Genomic DNA, 20,073 nt, shown 5'->3' on the forward strand with positions numbered 1-20,073 from the left:
CGAAATGGGCGTATCACGTCGCCAGCGCGAATAGGCGCTGCATACCCGATTGATGACGTCCTCAACGGGATTGCGGTTCACGCCCCGCACCCCATGCCGCCGGACGCGCCCAGCACCTCGCCCGTCACGTAGCCTGCATCATCCGATGCAAGGAAGGCGATGACAGCCGCGACTTCCTCGGGCATGCCGAGGCGCCCGACCAGCGTCGCGGACGTCATCGCAATCATCAGCTTCTCTCCGCCGTCCTCGAGCGCACGCCGCAGCATCGGCGTGTCGATCGGTCCCGGCGCAACGACATTGGCCGTTACCCCCATCCGTCCATTCTCCCGCGCGATGGAGCGCGTGAAGGCGATGACGCCGCCCTTTGCCGCGGCATAGACAGAGCCGCCCCTGGAGCCCAGCCGGCCGGCTTCGGAGGCCACGTTGACGATGCGCCCGTAACCCGCCTGCTGCATTCCCGGCAGGACCGCATGGGTCGTGTTGAGCACGGCACCGAGATTGAGCGCGATCAGGCGCGCCCAGTCCTTTGGTTCCGTTTGCGTGAAGAAGTCATGCTGATCGGCGCCGGCGCTGTTGACCAGAATGTCGAACGGAGCGCATTTCGCGAGCGCGTTCGAGACCGCGGCATGGTCCGTCAGATCCACCGCGACGAATGTCCCGCCGATCTGGCCGGCCAGCCGCGCGCCGTTCACGGCGTCAATGTCGGCGATCAGCACGTCCGCGCCGGTCGCAGCGAGCCTAACAGCCGTCGCAGCGCCGATGCCGCTTGCGCCTCCCGCCACCAAGGCGCGCCGCCGTTTGACGTTGTCCGCCACCATCGCGTCAGCGTCCCGTGAACTTCGGCTTGCGCTTTTCAATGACCGCAGCCAAGCCTTCCCGCGCATCCTGCATGCCTGAGAGAACTTCCTGTGCCTGGTTCTCCTCCGGCATCGCCGCTTCTACGCCTTCGCCCAGCCCGTTCCAGAGCAGGCGCTTCGTGTTTGCGAGCGCTGCCGGCGCGCCCGTGGCAAGCGTCCGCGCCAGCTCCCACGCCTGATCGAGCAATGCCGCATCGGGCACCACGCGCGTGACAAGCCCCATCTCCAGCGCCTGAGCCGCGTCGATCACGGGGTTGAGCATCAGGATTTCCATGGCGCGGCGCAGACCTACCAAATGAGTCAGCGTCACGGTAACGCCGGCATCGGGAACCATTGCGACCCGCGTTGCGCCCGCGATGAATTTTGCCGATTGAGCAGCGACGACGAAGTCTGAGGCGCACACCAAGCCCATGCCGCCACCCCCGACCGCGTAGCCATGAACCGCCGCCACCACCGGCGCTTTGAGCCGGATTAGACCGGTCGCAACCAATCGAAGATAAGCCGTCGCGACGCGAATATACGCAGGCAGGTCAACGCCTTTTGCGAGGAAGGTGTGGACGTCGCCTCCGGCGCAGAAATTGGTGCCCTCCCCCGTCACCAGCACGGCGCGCACGCGGTCCTCGCCGTGCAACAGCATGATCACACGGTGGAGTTCCGTGAGGAGATCAAGATCGAGACCGTTGGCATGCTCCGGCCGATTAAGCTTTAGATGGGCAACACCGTCCTTATGGAGCGTCGCAAGGACCGAACCGCCAGCAGTGAGGACGTGGTCAATTTCTGTCATGAGCTTCTGGCCTTCCTCGATCCGGGAACGCATTCCCGCAAACCAATGCAAGCGTGCAGGCGTCAATTAATAGTCCGGCTGACCGGTTTATGTCAACACTGCGAAGATCCTTTTGTCTTGCGCGGGAGGTGCGCCAGCTTTTCGTGCTCTCGCAATAGCTTTGGATTTCTCCGGATCAGAAGCAGCTTCGCAAGCTCAAGCTTGCATGCGGAGCGCGATCAGGTTCCGTCCTCAGGTTGATAGGCGGCGCCGCTGCGGAAGAGATCCTCGATGGCGTCGTGGTCGTAACCGAACTCGCGCAGGATCGCGCGCGTATCGCGCCCCGCAGCCGGTGCTGGAGCGGGAGGTTCGACTTTGGTACTTTCGAATCGCGGCCCCGGCGCCGGCTGCGCTCCGGTCCTTGTCATCGCGAATGTCGCGCGAGCGACATTGTGCGGATGGAGCGGAGCCTCGTTCATCGACAGAACCGGTGTCACGCACGCGTCCGTTCCGTCAAACCGTGCCACCCATTCGGCGCGGGTTTTTGACAGAAACACGACGGCGAGCTTGTCGCGCAGGCTTGGCCATGTGTCCGTGCGCCACTGATCCTGGAAGGCAGGGTCATCAACAGCGCAAATCTCGAGCAGGCAGCGATAGAATTGCGGCTCGATGGCTCCGACCGCGACGAACTTGCCATCGGCGCATTCGTAAGTGCCGTAGAAATGCGCGCTGCCATCGAGGAAGTTGGTGCCGCGTTGATCGCGCCAATAGCCCTTTGCCGCCATGCCGTAGATAGGGGCCATCAATAGAGCCGCACCGTCGGTCATCGCGGCGTCGACCACTTGTCCGCGCCCGGTGGTCGTGACCCCGACAATGGCGGCCAAAACACCGAATGCGAGGAGCATTCCTCCACCACCGTAGTCGCCGACGAGGTTCAGCGGCGGCGGAGGTGGTCTATCTGAAGGCCCTATGGCGTGCAGCGCGCCGCTCAGGCCCACGTAGTTGATGTCGTGGCCCGCCATGTTCGCGTACGGGCCATGCTGTCCCCACCCGGTCATCCGTCCATAGACAAGGCGCGGATTGCGGCTGAGGCAAACCTCCGGACCAAGCCCCATTCGTTCGGTCACTCCCGGGCGAAAGCCTTCGATGAGCACGTCGGCGCGCTCGACGAGGCGAAGTGCCGCCTGCAGGGCAGCAGGCTGCTTCAGATCCAGCGCCAGCGATCGACGGCCGCGATCGACGAAGCCATCGTTCCGGAATAAGCCATCAGCCTGGCCAACTGGCGGCCGGTCGACGCGTATCACGCGGGCGCCCGCGTCCGCGAGCATCATGCATGCGAACGGACCCGGACCAATTCCTGCGAGCTCCACCACGGTCAAGCCTGATAACGGACCGGACATACTACCTCCTGAAGCATACCAGCGATGTGCCCCAAAACGAGCGATGAGGCCGCCTCCGCAACACGAACCGCTGACATCACATACGCTTGGCGACTTCCTCAAGCATGACCTCGGTCGCGCCGCCGCCGATGGTCAGGATGCGGGCATCCCTCACCATCCGCTCGATCGTGGTCCCCACCATGTAGCCGATCCCGCCATGGAGCTGCAGGCAAGTGTGCACCACCTCCTGCAGTGTCTCCGCCGCGAGTGCCTTCAGCATGGATACCTCGCGGACGACGTCCTGGCCTTCGTCGACCATCTGCGCGCACTGATAGGTCAGCGCGCGAACACCAGCCGCCTTCGCCGCCATCCACGACAGCTTGTTTCGCACTACCGGCTGTTCCCACAGCGGCCTGCCAAACGCCTTGCGCTGACGCAGGTAGTCGAGGGTTACCTCGATCGCCTTGGAGCACGCGCCGGAGACCAGCCCACCGATGACGAGACGCTCGTTCTGGAACGTGCTCATGATGTAGTAGAACCCGCGCCCCTCCTCCCCAAGCAGCGCATCATGCGGGACCAGCGCATCTTGGAAGAACAACTCCGCGGTGTCCGAGCTCAGCCAACCATGCTTGCGAAGTTTTCCGGAGATCGAGAAGCCCGGTGTGCCGCGCTCGACGATGAAGAGCGAGAGACCGCGCGCTCCGCTGGCGTCCGGATCGGTCCGCGCGGCGACGATGTAGATGTCGCCGAGCACACCGTTGGTGACGAATGTCTTCGACCCGTTGATCACCCAGCCGGCGCCCGTGCGTGTCGCGCGGGTCTTGAGGCCCGCAACGTCGGATCCCGCACTGGGCTCTGTCACGCAGACCACGCCCACCTTCTCGCCGGCGCAGGCCGAGGGAAGATAGCGCGCCTTCTGCGACTCGGTGCCGCGATGGGCGATGTGCGAGACCGACATGTCCGAATGGACGGTCAACGAGCTTGCCACGCCGCCGAACGAGGAGCGTGAAAGCTCTTCCGCCAGGATCACGGACGACAGCGCGCCGAGCCCGCCGCCGCCATACTCGACGGGGTGGCGCATGCCGAGCACACCGAGCCCGCCGAGGTCGCGGAACACCTGCCGGGGAATCTCGCCAGCCTGCTCCCAGCCTTCCGCCTCGGGGACGATGCGCTCCTCGACATATCTGCGGATCATGGATCTGACGAGCACCAAGTCCTTGTCCACCATTGCGGGTTCGGCAAATTCAAACATGTGGGCTCTTCCTCGGAGATGCGCGTCCGGCGCCGATGGACAATTAATAAACCGACGCGTCGGATTTGCAATAGGCCAATTTCCCGGATGGGCTGCGGCGGGGTGGCCAGATGCACAAACAGACCCGGGGCCACGGTCCTGTTATCCGGCTCCCCTCGCCAGCGGCAATCTGATACAGAATGAACGTTCATGAACAAGTATTCGGCGTTGCCGATGGCGCTCACCGGAGCGCTGTCCAATCACACAGCGGCGCGGCGCGTTGAGGAAACGGCGAGCTTTTTCGCAACATCCGTCCTGCCCCGGTGCACTCGCACGCCATGGTGCAGGATTCAAATCCGCAGCCATGGTTGATGCATACGCATGGTGCGTTTCAATGCACCCAAGCGTCAACAGACTGGGACGTCTATACGGCATCCCGATTTCTCAAGTCGATCAGATGCCAGCCGGACTGATCCTGATCTTTCTCCTGGCCTCCAAAGTATGTGCAAAAGGCCGCAGCAAATTCATACGAGAAGAGCCGGCGCGCGTTGAGCCGGCGCGTTACCGTTGCTATCTGCTAGGCCTGCCCGGAGGACCTCCTGGCCGATACTCCTCAGGGGATCGTCAGCTTGATGACGACACGACAAGCAACGCTCTGCAGGGGTATGAATGACCACATCTGCGGCAAATTGCTTCGTGCCACAATGGCGGCCTATGTTCTTTTTCTTCGGACAGCTCGACTTGGGGCTGCCTTGCGCAGCTTCGCTAAGGTCTTTTTCGTACGTAGTTTCTTGGACGGCGACACTGGCAAGGCGGCGCGCGTAAGAATCAACTAGAGCCTGGAGGACCGCTTTACATTCATGATGGTCGGACTCTTCATTTTCTCCTGCCTAGAGGCGTATCCGGTCACGACGGGAATCCCAGGCAGTCGGCGCTCGCGGCCCGGAGGCTGATCAAGCGATTGAAGGGACTGCTGGCGGGTTACGGCCAAGCGGAATACCAGCTCCGCTCAGCACGGATCCGCCGGTGTCAAACAGGTAGACACCTGAAGCGACTATAGACACGTGAAGGCGCAAGGATCAGATTCGATTCCAGGGCACTCAATGTGAAGCCAGTTCGAATTTACCAAGGAACCAAAGTGAAAGTCATACAAGCGGACGTTATAAACTCAGCGGACGATTATAGGTTGATCGAGTTGGCCGCTCCGTCACCGAGAGCGAACGAAATTTTGATCGAGGTTCACGCGTGCGGGATGGGCTATGTCGACGCTCTCGTGGCACTCGGCGCTTATCAAGTGAAGCCTCCTACGCCTTACACTCCGGGCCTCGAAATCAGCGGCGTCGTGACGGGCCTCGGCGCAGAGGTACGACGGCTTAAGGTCGGGGACCGCGTGATGGCGTCCGCGTTTGGCGGAGGGCTGGCCGAGTATGCCGTCGCTCCGGAGGCGTCCAGTTGGCGAATTCCTGACTCGATGACGTTCGGAGAAGCCGCCGGCTTTCGTACCAATTACATCACCGCGCTTCATGGCCTGAAAGATCGAGCGGCGATCGAGCCTGACGAGTGTCTGTTGGTGTTTGGAGCGTCAGGTGGGGTTGGTATAGCCGCCGTGCAGATTGGCGCCCTGCTGGGCGCGACGATAGTAGCTGCGGCCTCTACCGAAGAGAAACGAGCCTTCGCAACCACGCACGGCGCGCACCATGTGATTGATGTCAATCCAGATGGATGGCGTGACCGGCTAAAGGTTATTTGTAATGGGGTTGGTCCGAACGTCATCTTCGACCCGGTATGTGGCCCCCTATTTGAAACAGCCTTTCGCTCGCAAGCTTGGCGAGGCCGTCATTTGGTGGTGGGCTTTGCCGGCGGACCAATCCCAAAGCTTCCCGTGAACTTAACTCTCATGAAAGGGGCTTCTCTCGTTGGCGTCGACGTACGCCAGTTCTCTCTGTTTGAAAGAGATCGGGCCGATACGCATATGGCGCAGCTGTTAGAATGGGCTGAACAGCGCTTGTTGATTCCGCCAGTTGGCCGTCGCTTCCCGTTAGCAAATTTTTCTGAAGCGATGAAATTCGCCATGTCCGGAAAGGGAATGGGGAAAACCATTGTCGACGTCAGCGATCGGAGCACCACTACCCAATCGTAACTCACCCGATTGGGATCGAGACGTCGGACTCAAAACTGCGGTCGGGAATGCAGGCGCCCGATTGCATCGTCATGCCTGGTGGCTGGCGGCAATACCCGTTCCGTAGATAATTTCATTGAGGTGCGTCACTTCGACGAGCGTGTCGCGCACGTGCGAGGCACGCTCGACGCCATTGTTAGTCGGCGATGGTCGCGGCGGCGCCGATCAGAACATCGCCGACGCATGTTTTGTACACGTAGCTGCGACGGTGGTAGCAGGTAAAGCGCTCGCCCAGAGTGGATGCAAACTCCACCTCCCGTCCATCAAGACGTGTTCGCTGGGAATGAACACATCTTCGAATATGATCATTGCTTGCTGGCCTGCGAACCGTGCGTTGCCCGCGTCGATCTCGCCTTCGGTGCTCCTGGTATCGCAGGATTGTCGGCCGTAGATGTAGGTGATGCCTTGACGTCGACCGGGAGGACACTGACGATGGCGTAGCCCTTGTCGATGGCCTCCAGCCGCATGGTCGGCATCACGATCAGCCAATGAGAATTCAAACAGCCGGTCTGGTACGCCTTCGCCGCTGATATAAACTCCCTCAGAGGAGCGGCGCCTGACCCGAACGAAGAGATCCGGATCCGCCTGCTGTGAAGGAGACCTGCCACGATCGCCCTTCACGTCGGTCATCGCACCGCCGATCACCAGGTTCGCGCGCTGGATGCGGCCGAGAGAGCTCTTGAAGCGGTCTTGGTAGACGGTGCCGTTCTTCCGATCCAGATCGTACGTCGCCGAATGAAGCGCGTTCAGCGCATCCCTGCCGACGCAAGCTGGAAGCAGGTGCCTGTCAGTTGCCCCAGGCGGCGCTGCATCTTGTTCTGCATGACCAGATCAGCCGGACCCGTCACGATGTGGAGGAAGCGATTGATGCGCTCCTCCGGTCAGCGGCGACGTGGCGGCGACAGCTGGGGACTGGCGTTCGCGAGATCGTAGGTTTCAGCGACCGCGTTGATGGAAGGTCTGATGATCGGACGTTCAACCGGCTCGGCGACCAGTTCGCCCATCAGATGGACCCGCAGGTTCCGGCCCCTCAGACTCTCGATGTATTCGGCCCGGATCGGATCGGATCCCGAAAGCGCAGCGTTGCCGCCCGCAGCAATCTCCTGATCCATCTCGAATGTCTCCGTTGCCGCGCCCGCCTCTTGGCGGACGCAAATCACAGTGCCACATCGCGTAGGCTCGGGGCCGTACTGCGGTGGTGGCCTCAGCTCTTCTTGACCAACGGACAGACGCTGTTTTGAGCGGTCGTCCGGATCACCCTGCGATTGACCTTGCTCTGCCCTTTAGAAAGAGCTCTTAGAAAGAGAACGCAAGACAACTCGACAACGCCGGTTCCTTGTCTGTACCGTCGCGTTCTGTTGATCAAACGGCCGCTATGAGGACGCTGCCGAGCCCGCCCGCAGCCGCGATCGCCGCCAGCCCGAGCGCACCAGTTGGTTCCGACTGCATCTCGTGCCAGAGGCGTACAGCCAGGATCGCACCCGATGCACCGATCGGATGTCCTCGCGCGAGTCCGCCGCCGCCACGATTAAGCGAAGATTCCGGCACCCCGATGCCGTCCACGCAGGCAATCGCCTGAGCGGCAAAGGCTTCCATGACCTCGGCCACTGCAATTCGCGCCGGTGCGATCCGTTCCGCGGCAAGGAGGCGCACAGCGGGCGCAACTGGCGCCGTGCCGGGCATTGCCGGGTCGCCGCCCCGACGCCACGCCGACATTATCCGTAAAGGCCGCCTCGCCTTAAGCCGTCGCGCCATCGTCTCGGACACCACGAGCAAGGCTGCCGCTGCGTCGGCTTCGACAGCCACAGTCGCGCGCGTGACACCAAACGCAGCCTCACCCGCGAGCGGCGCAAGGCGTGCGCAGGTCGCCCTCGTCAGGACGCGGGGAAAGGCATCGTGCGATAGGTGGGCGAGCGGCACGAGCTCCGGCGCGCCGGGCGGATTTTGCAATGCTTTGCGATGGCTTCCGATCGCAAATTCATCCTGCCGTTCACGCGAGATGCCAAACCTTTCGGCGAGCGTCGCCGCGGCAGCGATCATGTCCGGGTCGCGCTCCGGCCATGGCGCGAACGGAGGGCGATCATAGGGTTGCGGCACGTCGTCGGCGTGACGAGGCCGACGCGCGCGCAATGGCGCACGACTGAAACTTTCGACACCGCCGGCGATGATGGCATCCGCACCTCCGCTCGCGATGCGCTCGGCAGCGAGCAAAATCGCGTCGAGACCACTGCAGCACTGGCTGTCGATCGTCAGCGCCGGAATGTGATCGGGCAGACCCGCCCGCAGCGCAGCGAGCCGCGCCGGGTTTCCGCCGCCATAGAGTGCGTTCCCAAAGATGACGTCATCGATCGTCTCCGGCGTAATGCCGGTGTCGGCCAGCACGGCGCGAATGGGCGCCGCGCCAAGTTCGTCGACCTCCACCGCCTTGAACGCGCCACCCCGAGGAGCGACCGCTGTGCGGCGTGCGGCGACGAGATATGCGGACCTCATTGCAGCAACTCGCAGGCGCCGGATACCCAGACCTGGCGCAATGCGTGGAAATCGGTCTTGCCTGACGAGGTCACCGGCCAGTGCGGTGGCACGGCAAAGCGGCGCGGAATCTTGTAGAGCGGCAAGCTCACGCGGGCATGGCTGATCAGATCGGAAGACACTATGCCCGCATCCGGACCGAGCCTAAGCAGCGCCACCAGCCGCTCGCCCCGACGTTCGTCGGTGACACCCAGAACCCCTGCCGCGACCACGGCAGGATGTCCCTCGAGCACACGCTCGATCTCCTCCGGGTGAACATTCTTACCAGCTGTGATGATCATGCGGCTGGCACGGCCGGCGAGTCGCAGGAAGCCGCGCTTGTCGAGCATGCCGATGTCGCCGACCGATACCGCATCGCCATGACGTGGCAGCAGCGTTTCGCTTCCGCAGGCATACTCCATGAAGAGGAATGGACTGGCGACGAATACGCGACCGGTTGCTCCAGGAGGAAGGCATCGCCCTAAATGGTCGCGGATGGTGAGACGGACAGCCGGGAACGGACGCCCGACGGAGTCCGATGGGACGTCCTCGTCGTCCTTCGCCACGGTAACGAAGCTCAACTCGGAGGCGCCGTAGAACTCGGAGAAACGCGCCGCCGGAAACTGCTGTCGCATTTCGGCAAGCGCGCGACCTTGCCATTTTGCACCGGACGACAACATCCACCGCACGGATGCGAATGGCGCCAGGCCATCGCGCATGGCAGCCTCGATCATCATTTCAAGTTGCGTGGGCACGCCATAGATCACACTCACCCCGTGCGATACGATCAGACGGTTGACGAGATTGGGCCGGAACTGCCGACAGAGAATCACGGTCGCCCCGACATACAGCCCGTGCGCAAGGCTGTAGAGAAACAGCGAATGGGTGAGCGCGCCAGGCGCGAGAACGACGTCGCCCGCCCCGATGTCGAACTCGCAATCCCCCGCCCGAAAACTCTCGATCCACGATCGATGGTGGCGACGATATCCTTTTGGCGTGCCGGTGGATCCCGAGGTGAAGCCGACATAGAACGGCGTCAGCGGATCGGGCTCGGCTATCGCCGCCGACGACGGACTGGCGCCAATGGCATCCGCCACGGACTCGAATGGGCCATGAGGATCGACAACGGCCAGTGCCGCCGTCCCACTGGCCGATGTTGCATCGTCACTCACGACGATCCCCGGCGCCAGCGCTGCGATTGCGAGCCGCGCCGTCTCCGTCGGCCAGGACGGATCGAGAATCTGTGCTTCCCGCCCCGCGCGACAGGCTGCGAGAAACAATAGTACCAGTGCCGGCCCGTTGGGCAGATGCAAGGCGACGCCGCGCCCTACCGGCACCGCCTTCGCCAAATGTGCGGCCAGGCGATTTACGGCCTGATCGAGATCTTTCCAGCTCACTGCATGGTTGTCGCAAACGACGGCCGGTCGGTCGGGCGTTTCGCGGGCATGCCGCGGCAACGTCGCAGCGATGGTGGAGGCGCTGGTCATGAACGGCTGACGATTGCAGCCGGATAATTCCGGTGCGACGCCTCCGCCACAAATGCGGTGGCCAACGCCTTCAAAAGATCGCCCGGCACGAACACCGCGATTGCAGCCAAGGCTTGCGGCAAGCTCATCCTTGCCATCGCCATCAGGCCAAGAATGCCGCAGGCATACTCCACCACGATGCCGCCCGTGATCGCGGCACCGAGCGCCGCCGCGAATACCGGCAGGGTCTTCAGCCGCGCCATCACGAGACCCGACGCAAAGGCCGCGGGCGTAAAGCCCAGAAGGAAACCGACCGACGGCCCGAAAAGCACGCCGAGCCCACCGCGTCCGCCCGACAGCAGCGGCGCTCCGAGCAGCACCACAAACAGAAATAGCAGGACCGCAAGCGCACCATGGCGGGGGCCGAGGACAATTCCGGCCAGCATGACGCCGAGCGTCTGGGCGGTTACCGGCACACCCATGGCGATCGGTAAGACGATGCTGGGCACCATGCCAAGAGCTGCGATGACGGCGGCAAGCAGGGCGATTCGAACGATGGCGCGGGAGTCCACGGGCTGTCTCCTAGAAGGGTTATGAGTGACGATCGGCGCCGGACGGGTCGAAACCGCGCGCGTCGAGCGCTTCGGCGACGCGGTCGGCAAGTTGCAGAATGTCGGCGAGAAAGGCGGCCACTAGTCTCGGCGGAATACGCCGGTGCGTGCGTACCTTCCAGGCCTCCTCGCGCGCGCGCCACCGCGTCATCAGGACGGGTACGAAACGCAGGACGAGAGCGACTGCGAGCGCCATCTTGCGCGGATTGACCCCAAGCGGGCGCAGCAAGCGGAGCATCGGCGCCAGCGCTTCCATCAGAGCGCTCATCGTGGTGGTCATGCTGACGAGATCAGCCAGCAGAAGCATCGCCAGTAGGCGCATGGTGACGACGACACCGGCATTCCAACCACCCGACGCGGCCTGCACACCGCCGATTACCACAAGTAGCGGCAGCAAGGGCCGCAGCAACTTCACGCGTGCCATGCCGACGTGGCCGAAGCCAGCATAAACCATGGCAATCACGGCCAGGGCCCCCACCAGAATTCGGCAGTCGCCGACCGGTAGCAAGAGCACACTGAGGAGGGCAAGACCCGCAAGCTTGACGCCGGCTGGTACGCGGTGCAGCCAGGTCTGTGGCGTGAAGGCGTCGCTCATCATGACGTTAGGGCGTCCCCCGCCCCGACGATTGTTGCCTGAGCGCGGTAGGCAGGCAGCACTTCGGCAGGCCGGCCATCAAGGCGAATGTGGCCCGCATCCAGCCAAATTATGCGATCGAACTCCGTGAGCAGCTCGAAGTCATGAGACGCCATCACGATCAGCTGCGGAAGCGCCCTGATCCTGCGATACAACCGCAATCGCGTCGGCAAGTCGAGACTGGCGAAAGGCTCATCCATCAACAGGATCGACGGCTCTGTTGCGAGTAGCGCCAGGATGCAGACAAGCTGCTTCTGGCCGCCGGACAGCTCGTTGACGTTGCAGTCTGCCCATTGGGCGCAGCCGTAACGGTCCAGCAGCGCCATCGCCTGCTGGCGTGCCTGCGGCGCCGGTATGCCGCGCTCCGTCAGGCCAAAAGCGACCTCCTCGCCAACAGTCGGGAAAATGAGCTGGTGGTCGGGATTCTGAAACAGAAAGCCGACCTTTGCCGGAAGGCGTTTGCGATGCCGTACGGTATCAAGTCCCGCCACCTCGACGCGCCCTCGCGTTGGCAGGAGCAACCCGTTCATCAGCCGCAACATCGTGCTTTTGCCGGAACCATTGTCACCGATCAGGCCGATCCGGCGCTCAGCGAGGCAAAGCCCAGAAACCGCAAGAACCTGACGGTCCGCACGCCGGAACTGCACTTCGTCGAAGACGATCCCTTCAGCCACCCCACGAGAGCCGTGGCGGCTTTCGCGAGGTGCTTCGCCTCGGACAGTTGCACTCAAGACCTCTCCTTCGCCTCCGCCGCGCTACGGAGTTGGCTGAAGTATCACGTTGTCGATGAGCCTCGTCGCGCCGACATAGGCCCCAACACACAGTGCCGCCGCGCGGTGCAGCGGGCTTACTGCCGGCTTGAGTGTGTCGCAATCGACCAGCTCAAGGTACTGCAGCTGATCGACCGTTTCCAAATGCCTCTTAGCGATTGCAATCAGCTTGTCCACGTTCCGCTCACCCAAGGCGAACTCCTCGGCGGCGGCGAATAGTCCACGACTGATGGCGAGGGCCCTCCGTTGGTCCTCCCCGTTGAGATACCGGTTACGGCTGCTCATTGCGAGACGGCCCGCCTCGCGAACCGTCGGTACGATCACGATCTTGATCAGAAGATTGAGATCGATGGCCATTCGACGCACGACCGCACACTGCTGAAAATCCTTCTGTCCGAAGAACGCGACGTCCGGCTGCACCATATTGAACAGCTTGCATACAACCGTCGCGACCCCTCGAAAATGTCCCGGCCTGAAAGCTCCACAGAGCGGCTTCGCGAGCTCGCCCGGCTCGACGAAGGTCTCGAATCGATCAGGATAGATCTCTTGTGACGCCGGCGCGAAGACGATCGCAACGCCAGCATCGCGGCACAGTTTTTCATCGCGCTGGAAGTCGCGCGGATACGTGCTGAGATCCTCGTTTGGCCCGAACTGAGTGGGATTGACGAAGATGCTAACCACGGTGACGTCGCATTGCGCCCGGCTGGCCTCAATCAGCGCCAAGTGGCCGTCGTGCAGATAGCCCATTGTCGGTACAAATCCGATGCGTTTGTCAGCTCTGCGATGCTCTGTAAGAGCGCAGCGAAGCTCGGCGACTGTCGTGATCGTCTGCATTGTTACCCTTCACAGGTTCGATTGGAAGGCACCCAGTTCGCAATCGTCTCACCGATGCCCTCGGGAAGCCGATAGGATTCTTGTGGTGCTGGGAATGTACCGTCGCGGACATCGGCAACCCAGCGTGACAGCGCCTCCTGCAACACTCGAAAGCCGTCTGCGTAGGTACGAACGAACTTCGGCACATGGCCTTCAATCAAGCCGAGCACGTCGTGGAACACCAACACCTGCCCCGAACAACCGGGACCTGCGCCAATCCCAATGGTAGGTATCGTTAGCGTTTCTGTCGCTCGCGCAGCGAGCTCGGCCGGGATACCTTCCAGGACCAGAGCGAAGCAGCCGGCCTCCTGCAGGCGATGGGCGTCGTCGAGCAGGCGCACGGCATCCTCGGCCTTGCGGCCCTGAACTTTGAATCCACCCATTGCATTGACGCTCTGCGGGGTCAGGCCGAGATGACCCATTACCGGAATCTCGCATTCGACCAGGGCACGTATCATTTCGACGCGTTTGGATCCGCCCTCGAGCTTTACGGCGTCAGCGCCACGCTGCAAGAAGCCTCCGGCATTGCGTATCGTGTCCGCTCGACTGAGATGAAAGCTCAGAAATGGCATATCGGCCACGAGCAAAGCTCGAGGTTTCACACGTGCCACCGCCTCGAGATGGTGATTCATCATCGCGATGCTGACCGGCAACGTATTGTCGAATCCGAGGCAGACGTTGCCGACGCTGTCTCCGACAAGGATCATATCCACGATCGGATCCGCGATGCGTGCGGTGACCGCATCATAGGCGGTCGTCATAACGAGGCGTCGCCTCTCCTCCTTCCACAGCTGCAGCGTTGGAAGCGTGACCCGCTCAACCGTGCCTTTCGGGGTGTGGCTCATCTTCGCTCCCTGTGTCGGTCTGCCTTAGTTCGAGTCAGCGGTTCGCAGAGGTATAGGCTTCACCTCGCCTTCCTCACCAAGGATTTCAAAGCAATAGCGCTCGGCACCATCGCGAGTGACTGAGTAGGTCATGCGATCGGAAACGTGATTGTCGCGATCGAACGTAAGAATTTTTGGTCTCAGCTGCACAATTTGCGCTTCGTCCACGTAGGTCGCACTACAGACGATGATCTGATCGCCGACTTGGCAAGTGCGCGCTGCAGCGCCGTTGAGGACACAACAACGCGAGCCGGGCTCGCCGAGAATTACGTAAGTCGAAATTCGCGCTCCGGAGTTCTTGTTCCAGATCTCCACGAACTCCATCGGAAAAATCCCTGCCTCGCGGCAGTGATGCGGATCGAGAGTAATCGAGCCGTGGTAGTGAAGATTGGCTTCCGTGACACGGATGCCATGAAGTTTGGCCGCGAGCACTTTTCTCATCTGAACAGTCCATTGATGTTAGCGCCCATGGCGGAGCCATGGATTTCCTAAAGACGGCAGTAGAAAAATGTCAACGGCCAGCAGGTAAAAGAAAGATGCGACTTCAAAACCGCGGATCAGCACTTCAAATCATCCAATGGTCGCGCGATCATTGAGCCATAACTTCCAGCTCTCATCCGGACTGATTCTTTTTCGCGACGGCCTGATGCGGCGCCTGCAAAAATCATGGTCGCGCGCACGTTCAATCTGGGCGGTTCCTTCGCCTGCCCTCAATAAGATCGAGAACCGCTCGGGCTGCCTCGAGTACATTCGTGCCCGGTCCAAATATGGCAGCCACGCCGGCACGGAATAGCTCATCGTAATCCTGGCGGGGGACAACTCCGCCGCAAACGACGATGATGCGCCTTCCGCCGGCTTTCAGCTCCTTCACGACCTGCGGAATGAGCGTTTTGTGGCCGGCGGCTAGCGACGAAATGCCCAGCACATGCACGCCAGCGCGAACTGCCATCGCGGCCGCTTCTGCCGGCGTCTGGAACAACGGGCCGGCAATCACATCGAAACCGACATCTCCGAACGCGGACGCAATAACCTTTGCGCCTCGATCATGCCCGTCCTGGCCAAGCTTTGCGATCATGATCTTAGGCTGCACTCCCATCGCCAGGGAGACTTCGCGGACCCGAGACACCAGATTGGTGAACTCGGGGTCGTCGCCATAGGCAGAGCCGTACACGTTGGAGACAACGACCGGGACCGCCTCGTGGTTGCCGAAAGCCTTTCGCAATGCGTCGGACATCTCACCGATCGTGGCGCGAAATCTGGCGGCTTCCGTCGCCACCTCTAGCAAGTTGCCCTCGCCCGTTTGGGCCACACGCGTCAGCGCGGCCAACGCTGCCTCGACCTTTTTCGAATTTCGGCTATCCCTGACTTCCGTCAGACGTCGGATCTGTGACGCACGAACAGAGGAATTGTCGATCTCCAGGATTTCGATCGGTTCTTCCTGTTCGAGCCGATAGCGATTTACTCCGACGATCACCTGATCTCCGCGATCGATGGCGGCCTGTTTACGCGTCGCCGATTCTTCGATCAGCCGTTTGGGCCAACCGGTCACGATCGCGCGAGCCATCCCCCCCATTCTTTCGACCTCCTCCATGAGCTGCCAGGCCTCACTGGCTAGATCGTCTGTCAGGCGCTCGATGTAGTAGGATCCTGCAAGAGGATCGACGACGTCGGTCACTCCGGTCTCATGCTGAAGTATCAATTGGGTATTGCGAGCGACCCGCGCCGAGAATTCGGTTGGCAACGCAATCGCCTCATCGAACGAGTTCGTATGTAAGGACTGTGTCCCACCCAGCACAGCGGCCAATGCCTCGTAAGCGGTCCGCACGATGTTGTTATACGGATCTTGCTCCTGAAGAGACACCCCGGACGTCTGACAGTGCGTGCGAAGTATCAATGATGACGGCTTCTTGGGTTTGAATTCTGCCATCACACGCGACCAAATGAGCCGCGCCGCCCTCAGCTTCGCGGCTTCCATGAAGAAGTTCATTCCGATCGCAAAAAAGAACGAAAGCCGTCCGGCAAAATCGTCGACATTGAGCCCCTTGGCAAGCGCCGATCGGACGTATTCACGTCCATCAGCTAGCGTAAAAGCAAGCTCCTGCACGAGTGTCGCTCCAGCCTCCTGCATGTGATAGCCGGAGATCGATATCGAATTGAACCGGGGCATATGCTGTGCCGTATACGCAATTATGTCGGCGATGATACGCATCGACGGCTGCGGTGGATAGATGTAGGTGTTTCGAACCATGAACTCCTTGAGGATGTCATTCTGGATCGTGCCGGACAGCAATTCCCGAGGAACGCCTTGCTCTTCGCCAGCGACGATGAAGGTTGCCATTATGGGAATTACTGCGCCGTTCATGGTCATCGAGACGGATGTTTCCCCGAGCGGAATCCCATTGAAGAGGATTTTCATGTCTTCGACTGAATCGACGGCGACGCCAGCTTTGCCGACGTCCCCTATGACGCGCGGATGATCCGAGTCGTAACCGCGGTGGGTAGCCAGATCGAACGCGACCGATAAGCCCTTTTGTCCGGATGCCAGTGCTGCGCGATAAAAGGCATTCGACGCCTCTGCGGTTGAGAACCCGGCATACTGCCTAATTGTCCACGCCCTGCCGGCATACATCGTGGCGCGCGGCCCCCGGACGTACGGCCACATTCCTGGCAACGAATCCAGGTGCCCAATGCCATCCAGGTCCGAAGCCGTGTAGAGAGGTTTGAGCGCAATGTTCTCTGGCGTTTTTCGTACTAGCCCATTTGGATCGCCCTTCAACTCCTTCTCTGCAATCTTCTTCCACTCGTCAGGGAACACGATCATCGTCGTCCTCATCTAGGCGCTGCCTGACAGCCCCATCCTCGATCCTTGGCGGTTAGGCTGCCGTCGCTGGCGTGACTCATGCAAAGTCCAGAATCTGCGCATCCACCGCAAGCGTGGCACCTGCACTCGCGTGGACCTTCTTCACCGTGCCGTCCTGCTCGGCGCGGAGCACGTTCTGCATCTTCATGGCCTCGACCACGACAAGCGTCTCGCCGGCCTTGACCTCCTGCCCTTCGGTCACCGCGATCGAGACGATGAGCCCGGGCATCGGACAAAGCAGCTTCTTGCCGGTGTCGGAGGCCGTCGTGACCGGCATCAGCTTTGCCGAGGCGGCTTCCGCTTCGGTCCAGACATAGACCGGCACCTCGACGCCCTGATGCGCGAGACGGATGCCGTTGGCGATCGGGCGGGCCTGCACTGCGACGACGTGGCCGTCGATGGTTCCCTGCCAGACCGGATCGCCCGGCTTCCATGCCGACTGCAACAGATGCGCATTGCCCGCCTTGCCGTCGGCATCGACAAAACGCACCGCGACCGCCCCGCCCTCGCGCGCGATCTCCAGCAGGATCTCCTGGCGGTCGAGCCAGACCGCGCGGCGCCGCTCGCGCTGCACGATGCGGCCGCCCATCTGACCCGAGATCTGCCGCTTGCGTTCGCCGAGCACGTGATCGATGGCGGCGCCGACTGCGGCGAGCCGTCGTGCGACCTCGCCTTCCGGCACGCGGACGGCAAAGCCCTTCGGAAATTCCTCGGCGATGAAGCCGGTGGAGAGCCGGCCTTCGCGCCAGCGCGGATGATGCATCAGCGCCGACAGGAACGGGATGTTGTGGCGGATACCGTCCACGTAGAACGAGTCGAGCGCAGTGGCCTGCGCCTCGATCGCGGCGGCGCGCGACGGCGCGTGGGTGACGAGCTTGGCGATCATCGGATCGTAATGGATCGAAATCTCGCCGCCCTCCTGCACGCCGGTGTCGTTGCGCACGGTGATGCCGTCCTGGCTCGCTTCCGCCGGCGGACGGTATTTCACCAGGCGCCCGATCGAGGGCAGGAAGCTGCGGAACGGGTCTTCGGCATAGAGGCGGGATTCCACGGCCCACCCCGTCAGCGTGACGTCCTTTTGCGCCAGCGCCAGCTTCTCGCCGGCGGCAACCCGGATCATCTGCTCGACGAGGTCGACGCCGGTGACGAGCTCGGTGACGGGATGCTCGACCTGGAGGCGCGTGTTCATCTCCAGGAAGTAGAAGCTCTTGTCCTGGCCTGCGACGAACTCGACGGTGCCGGCGGAATCATAGTTCACGGCCTTGGCCAGCGCGACCGCCTGCTCGCCCATCTTGCGGCGGGTAGCCTCGTCGAGCAGCGGCGACGGCGCTTCCTCGATGACCTTCTGGTTGCGGCGCTGGATCGAGCACTCGCGCTCGCCGAGATAGATCACGTTGCCGTGCTTGTCGCCCAGCAGCTGGATCTCGATATGGCGGGGATCGACGATGAACTTCTCGATGAAGACCCGGTCGTCGCCGAACGAGGCCTTGGCCTCCGCCTTGGCGAGGTTGAACCCCTCGGCGACCTCGGAGGTCGAATGCGCGATGCGCATGCCCTTGCCGCCGCCGCCAGCGGAGGCCTTGATCATCACGGGATAGCCGATCTCGTCGGCGATCTTGACCGCGTGCGTGGCGTCCTCGATGACGCCGAGATAGCCGGGCACGGTCGAGACTTTTGCCTTCGCGGCAGCCCTTTTGGATTCGATCTTGTCGCCCATCGCCGCGATCGCGCCCGGGTTGGGGCCGATGAAGACGATGCCGGCCGCCTCCAGCGCGCGCGGAAACGCCTCGCGCTCGGACAGGAAGCCGTAACCAGGATGCACGGCCTCGGCGCCGGTCTTGCGGCAGGCCTCCACGATCTTCTCGATCACCAGATAACTCTCGGCCGCAGCCGGCGGGCCGATCAGCACGGCCTCGTCGGCCATCTCGACATGGAGAGCGTCGCGGTCGGCCTCGGAATAGACCGCGACCGTCTGAACTCCCATGCGGCGAGCGGTCTTGATGACCCGACAGGCGATTTCGCCGCGATTGGCGATCAGAATGCGTTTGAACATGCTTCGATCACAACGGTAAATTGTCGTGCTTTTTAGGTGGCATCTCGACCTTCTTGTCCTTCAGCATCGAAAGCGCCCGCGCGATCCGTTTTCGCGTCGAGTGCGGCATGATGACGTCGTCGATGTAGCCGCGCTCGGCGGCGATGAAGGGGGAGAGGAATCGGTCTTCGTATTCCTTGGTGCGCGCCGCAATCTTGTCGGGATCGCCGATATCTGAGCGGAAGATGATCTCGACCGCGCCCTTGGCGCCCATCACCGCGATCTGGGCGGTCGGCCAGGCGTAGTTCATGTCGGCGCCGATTTCCTTCGACGCCATGACGTCGAAGGCGCCGCCATAGGCCTTGCGGGTGATGATGGTGACCAGCGGCACGGTGCACTGCGAGTAGGCGAACAGCAGCTTTGCGCCGTGCTTTATCAGGCCGCCATATTCCTGCGCGGTGCCCGGCAGAAAGCCCGGCACGTCGACGAACGTGACGATCGGGATGTTGAAGGCATCGCAGAAACGCACGAAGCGCGCCGCCTTGCGCGAAGCGTCGCTGTCGAGCACGCCGGCCAGCACCATCGGCTGGTTGGCGACGAAGCCCACCGTGCGGCCCGCGATGCGGCCGAAGCCGGTGACGATGTTCTTGGCAAAGGCGTCCGCGATCTCGAAGAAGTCGCCCTCGTCCACGACCTTGAGGATCAGCTCCTTCATGTCGTAGGGCTTGTTCGGATTGTCGGGGATCAGCGTGTCGAGCGACATGTCGACGCGGCCGATGTCGTCGAAGCTCGGCCATTCCGGCACGCCGTCGGTGTTGTTGGACGGCAGGAAGTCGATCAGGCGCCGCATCTGTAGCAGCGTCTCGACGTCGTTCTCGAAGGCGCCGTCGGCGATCGAGGAGCGCGTGGCGTGCACCGAGGCGCCGCCGAGTTCTTCCGCCGTGACGACCTCGTTGGTGACGGTCTTCACCACGTCGGGACCGGTGACGAACATGTAGCTGGTGTTCTTCACCATGAAGATGAAGT

The 20,073-nt window shown here is 62.1% G+C and carries 18 protein-coding genes; 1 reads left to right on the top strand and 17 read right to left on the bottom strand.

The features are described 5' to 3' along the window. Window positions 1–77: 77 nt before the first annotated feature. The 4 genes from IVB29_RS27185 to IVB29_RS27200 form a co-directional block, all read right to left on the bottom strand. On the bottom strand, window positions 78–818 hold the full coding sequence (locus tag IVB29_RS27185; RefSeq protein WP_247506482.1) for an SDR family oxidoreductase: 741 nt from the start codon (window positions 816–818) through the stop codon (window positions 78–80). Window positions 819–822: 4 nt separating this feature from the next. Continuing rightward, window positions 823–1,674: an enoyl-CoA hydratase-related protein gene (locus IVB29_RS27190; protein WP_247506483.1), complete on the bottom strand. Its 852-nt coding sequence runs from the start codon at window positions 1,672–1,674 to the stop codon at window positions 823–825. Between the two features lie 185 nt (window positions 1,675–1,859). Continuing rightward, window positions 1,860–3,020 (bottom strand): CaiB/BaiF CoA-transferase family protein, encoded by a 1,161-nt coding sequence (locus tag IVB29_RS27195; protein ID WP_247506484.1) that lies wholly within the window; start codon window positions 3,018–3,020, stop codon window positions 1,860–1,862. 76 nt (window positions 3,021–3,096) lie between these two features. Beyond that, window positions 3,097–4,251, bottom strand: a complete 1,155-nt coding sequence (locus IVB29_RS27200; RefSeq protein WP_247506485.1) for an acyl-CoA dehydrogenase family protein — start codon at window positions 4,249–4,251, stop codon at window positions 3,097–3,099. A gap of 1,165 nt (window positions 4,252–5,416) precedes the next feature. Between IVB29_RS27200 and IVB29_RS27205 the strand changes: the two genes are divergently transcribed. Next, a complete protein-coding gene (locus tag IVB29_RS27205; RefSeq protein ID WP_247506486.1) occupies window positions 5,417–6,370 on the top strand; it encodes an NADPH:quinone oxidoreductase family protein in 954 nt (317 codons plus the stop codon). A 204-nt stretch (window positions 6,371–6,574) separates the two neighbouring features. On the opposite strand, the gene IVB29_RS27210 is transcribed toward IVB29_RS27205, so the two are convergent. The 13 genes from IVB29_RS27210 to IVB29_RS27270 all read right to left on the bottom strand — a co-directional run. Continuing rightward, on the bottom strand, window positions 6,575–7,189 hold the full coding sequence (locus tag IVB29_RS27210) for a 4-hydroxyphenylacetate 3-hydroxylase N-terminal domain-containing protein (RefSeq protein WP_256466919.1): 615 nt from the start codon (window positions 7,187–7,189) through the stop codon (window positions 6,575–6,577). 101 nt (window positions 7,190–7,290) lie between these two features. Continuing rightward, the gene (locus IVB29_RS27215) at window positions 7,291–7,521 is read right to left on the bottom strand and encodes a 4-hydroxyphenylacetate 3-hydroxylase N-terminal domain-containing protein (RefSeq protein ID WP_247506487.1); all 231 of its coding nucleotides are present in this window, start codon (window positions 7,519–7,521) and stop codon (window positions 7,291–7,293) included. 250 nt (window positions 7,522–7,771) lie between these two features. Continuing rightward, window positions 7,772–8,899, bottom strand: a complete 1,128-nt coding sequence (locus IVB29_RS27220; RefSeq protein ID WP_249806698.1) for a thiolase family protein — start codon at window positions 8,897–8,899, stop codon at window positions 7,772–7,774. Next, window positions 8,896–10,404: an AMP-binding protein gene (locus IVB29_RS27225; protein WP_247506489.1), complete on the bottom strand. Its 1,509-nt coding sequence runs from the start codon at window positions 10,402–10,404 to the stop codon at window positions 8,896–8,898. Before IVB29_RS27225 ends, IVB29_RS27220 begins: the two co-directional genes overlap by 4 nt. Next, window positions 10,401–10,955, bottom strand: a complete 555-nt coding sequence (locus tag IVB29_RS27230; RefSeq protein ID WP_247506490.1) for a biotin transporter BioY — start codon at window positions 10,953–10,955, stop codon at window positions 10,401–10,403. Before IVB29_RS27230 ends, IVB29_RS27225 begins: the two co-directional genes overlap by 4 nt. Before the next feature lie 19 nt (window positions 10,956–10,974). Beyond that, complete coding sequence (locus IVB29_RS27235) at window positions 10,975–11,592, bottom strand: energy-coupling factor transporter transmembrane component T (RefSeq protein ID WP_247506491.1); 618 nt, start codon at window positions 11,590–11,592, stop codon at window positions 10,975–10,977. Beyond that, the gene (locus IVB29_RS27240; RefSeq protein ID WP_247506492.1) at window positions 11,589–12,359 is read right to left on the bottom strand and encodes an energy-coupling factor ABC transporter ATP-binding protein; all 771 of its coding nucleotides are present in this window, start codon (window positions 12,357–12,359) and stop codon (window positions 11,589–11,591) included. Before IVB29_RS27240 ends, IVB29_RS27235 begins: the two co-directional genes overlap by 4 nt. 24 nt (window positions 12,360–12,383) lie before the next feature. Beyond that, window positions 12,384–13,232 carry a pantoate--beta-alanine ligase gene (gene panC, locus IVB29_RS27245; RefSeq protein ID WP_247506493.1) on the bottom strand — a complete coding sequence of 283 codons (849 nt, stop codon included), beginning with the start codon at window positions 13,230–13,232 and terminating at the stop codon, window positions 12,384–12,386. 2 nt (window positions 13,233–13,234) lie between these two features. Continuing rightward, window positions 13,235–14,116 carry a 3-methyl-2-oxobutanoate hydroxymethyltransferase gene (gene panB / locus IVB29_RS27250; RefSeq protein WP_247506494.1) on the bottom strand — a complete coding sequence of 294 codons (882 nt, stop codon included), beginning with the start codon at window positions 14,114–14,116 and terminating at the stop codon, window positions 13,235–13,237. A 24-nt stretch (window positions 14,117–14,140) separates the two neighbouring features. Next, on the bottom strand, window positions 14,141–14,596 hold the full coding sequence (gene panD / locus IVB29_RS27255; RefSeq protein ID WP_247506495.1) for an aspartate 1-decarboxylase: 456 nt from the start codon (window positions 14,594–14,596) through the stop codon (window positions 14,141–14,143). A gap of 241 nt (window positions 14,597–14,837) precedes the next feature. Next, complete coding sequence (gene scpA, locus IVB29_RS27260; RefSeq protein WP_247506496.1) at window positions 14,838–16,976, bottom strand: methylmalonyl-CoA mutase; 2,139 nt, start codon at window positions 16,974–16,976, stop codon at window positions 14,838–14,840. Between the two features lie 76 nt (window positions 16,977–17,052). Further along, a complete protein-coding gene (locus IVB29_RS27265) occupies window positions 17,053–19,068 on the bottom strand; it encodes an acetyl/propionyl/methylcrotonyl-CoA carboxylase subunit alpha (RefSeq protein WP_247506497.1) in 2,016 nt (671 codons plus the stop codon). Window positions 19,069–19,075: 7 nt separating this feature from the next. Then, window positions 19,076–20,073: carboxyl transferase domain-containing protein (locus tag IVB29_RS27270; RefSeq protein ID WP_276576867.1), on the bottom strand; the 998-nt coding region annotated here is incomplete at its 5' end.

The organism is Bradyrhizobium sp. 1 (genome assembly GCF_023073315.1).
Classification (GTDB): domain Bacteria; phylum Pseudomonadota; class Alphaproteobacteria; order Rhizobiales; family Xanthobacteraceae; genus Bradyrhizobium.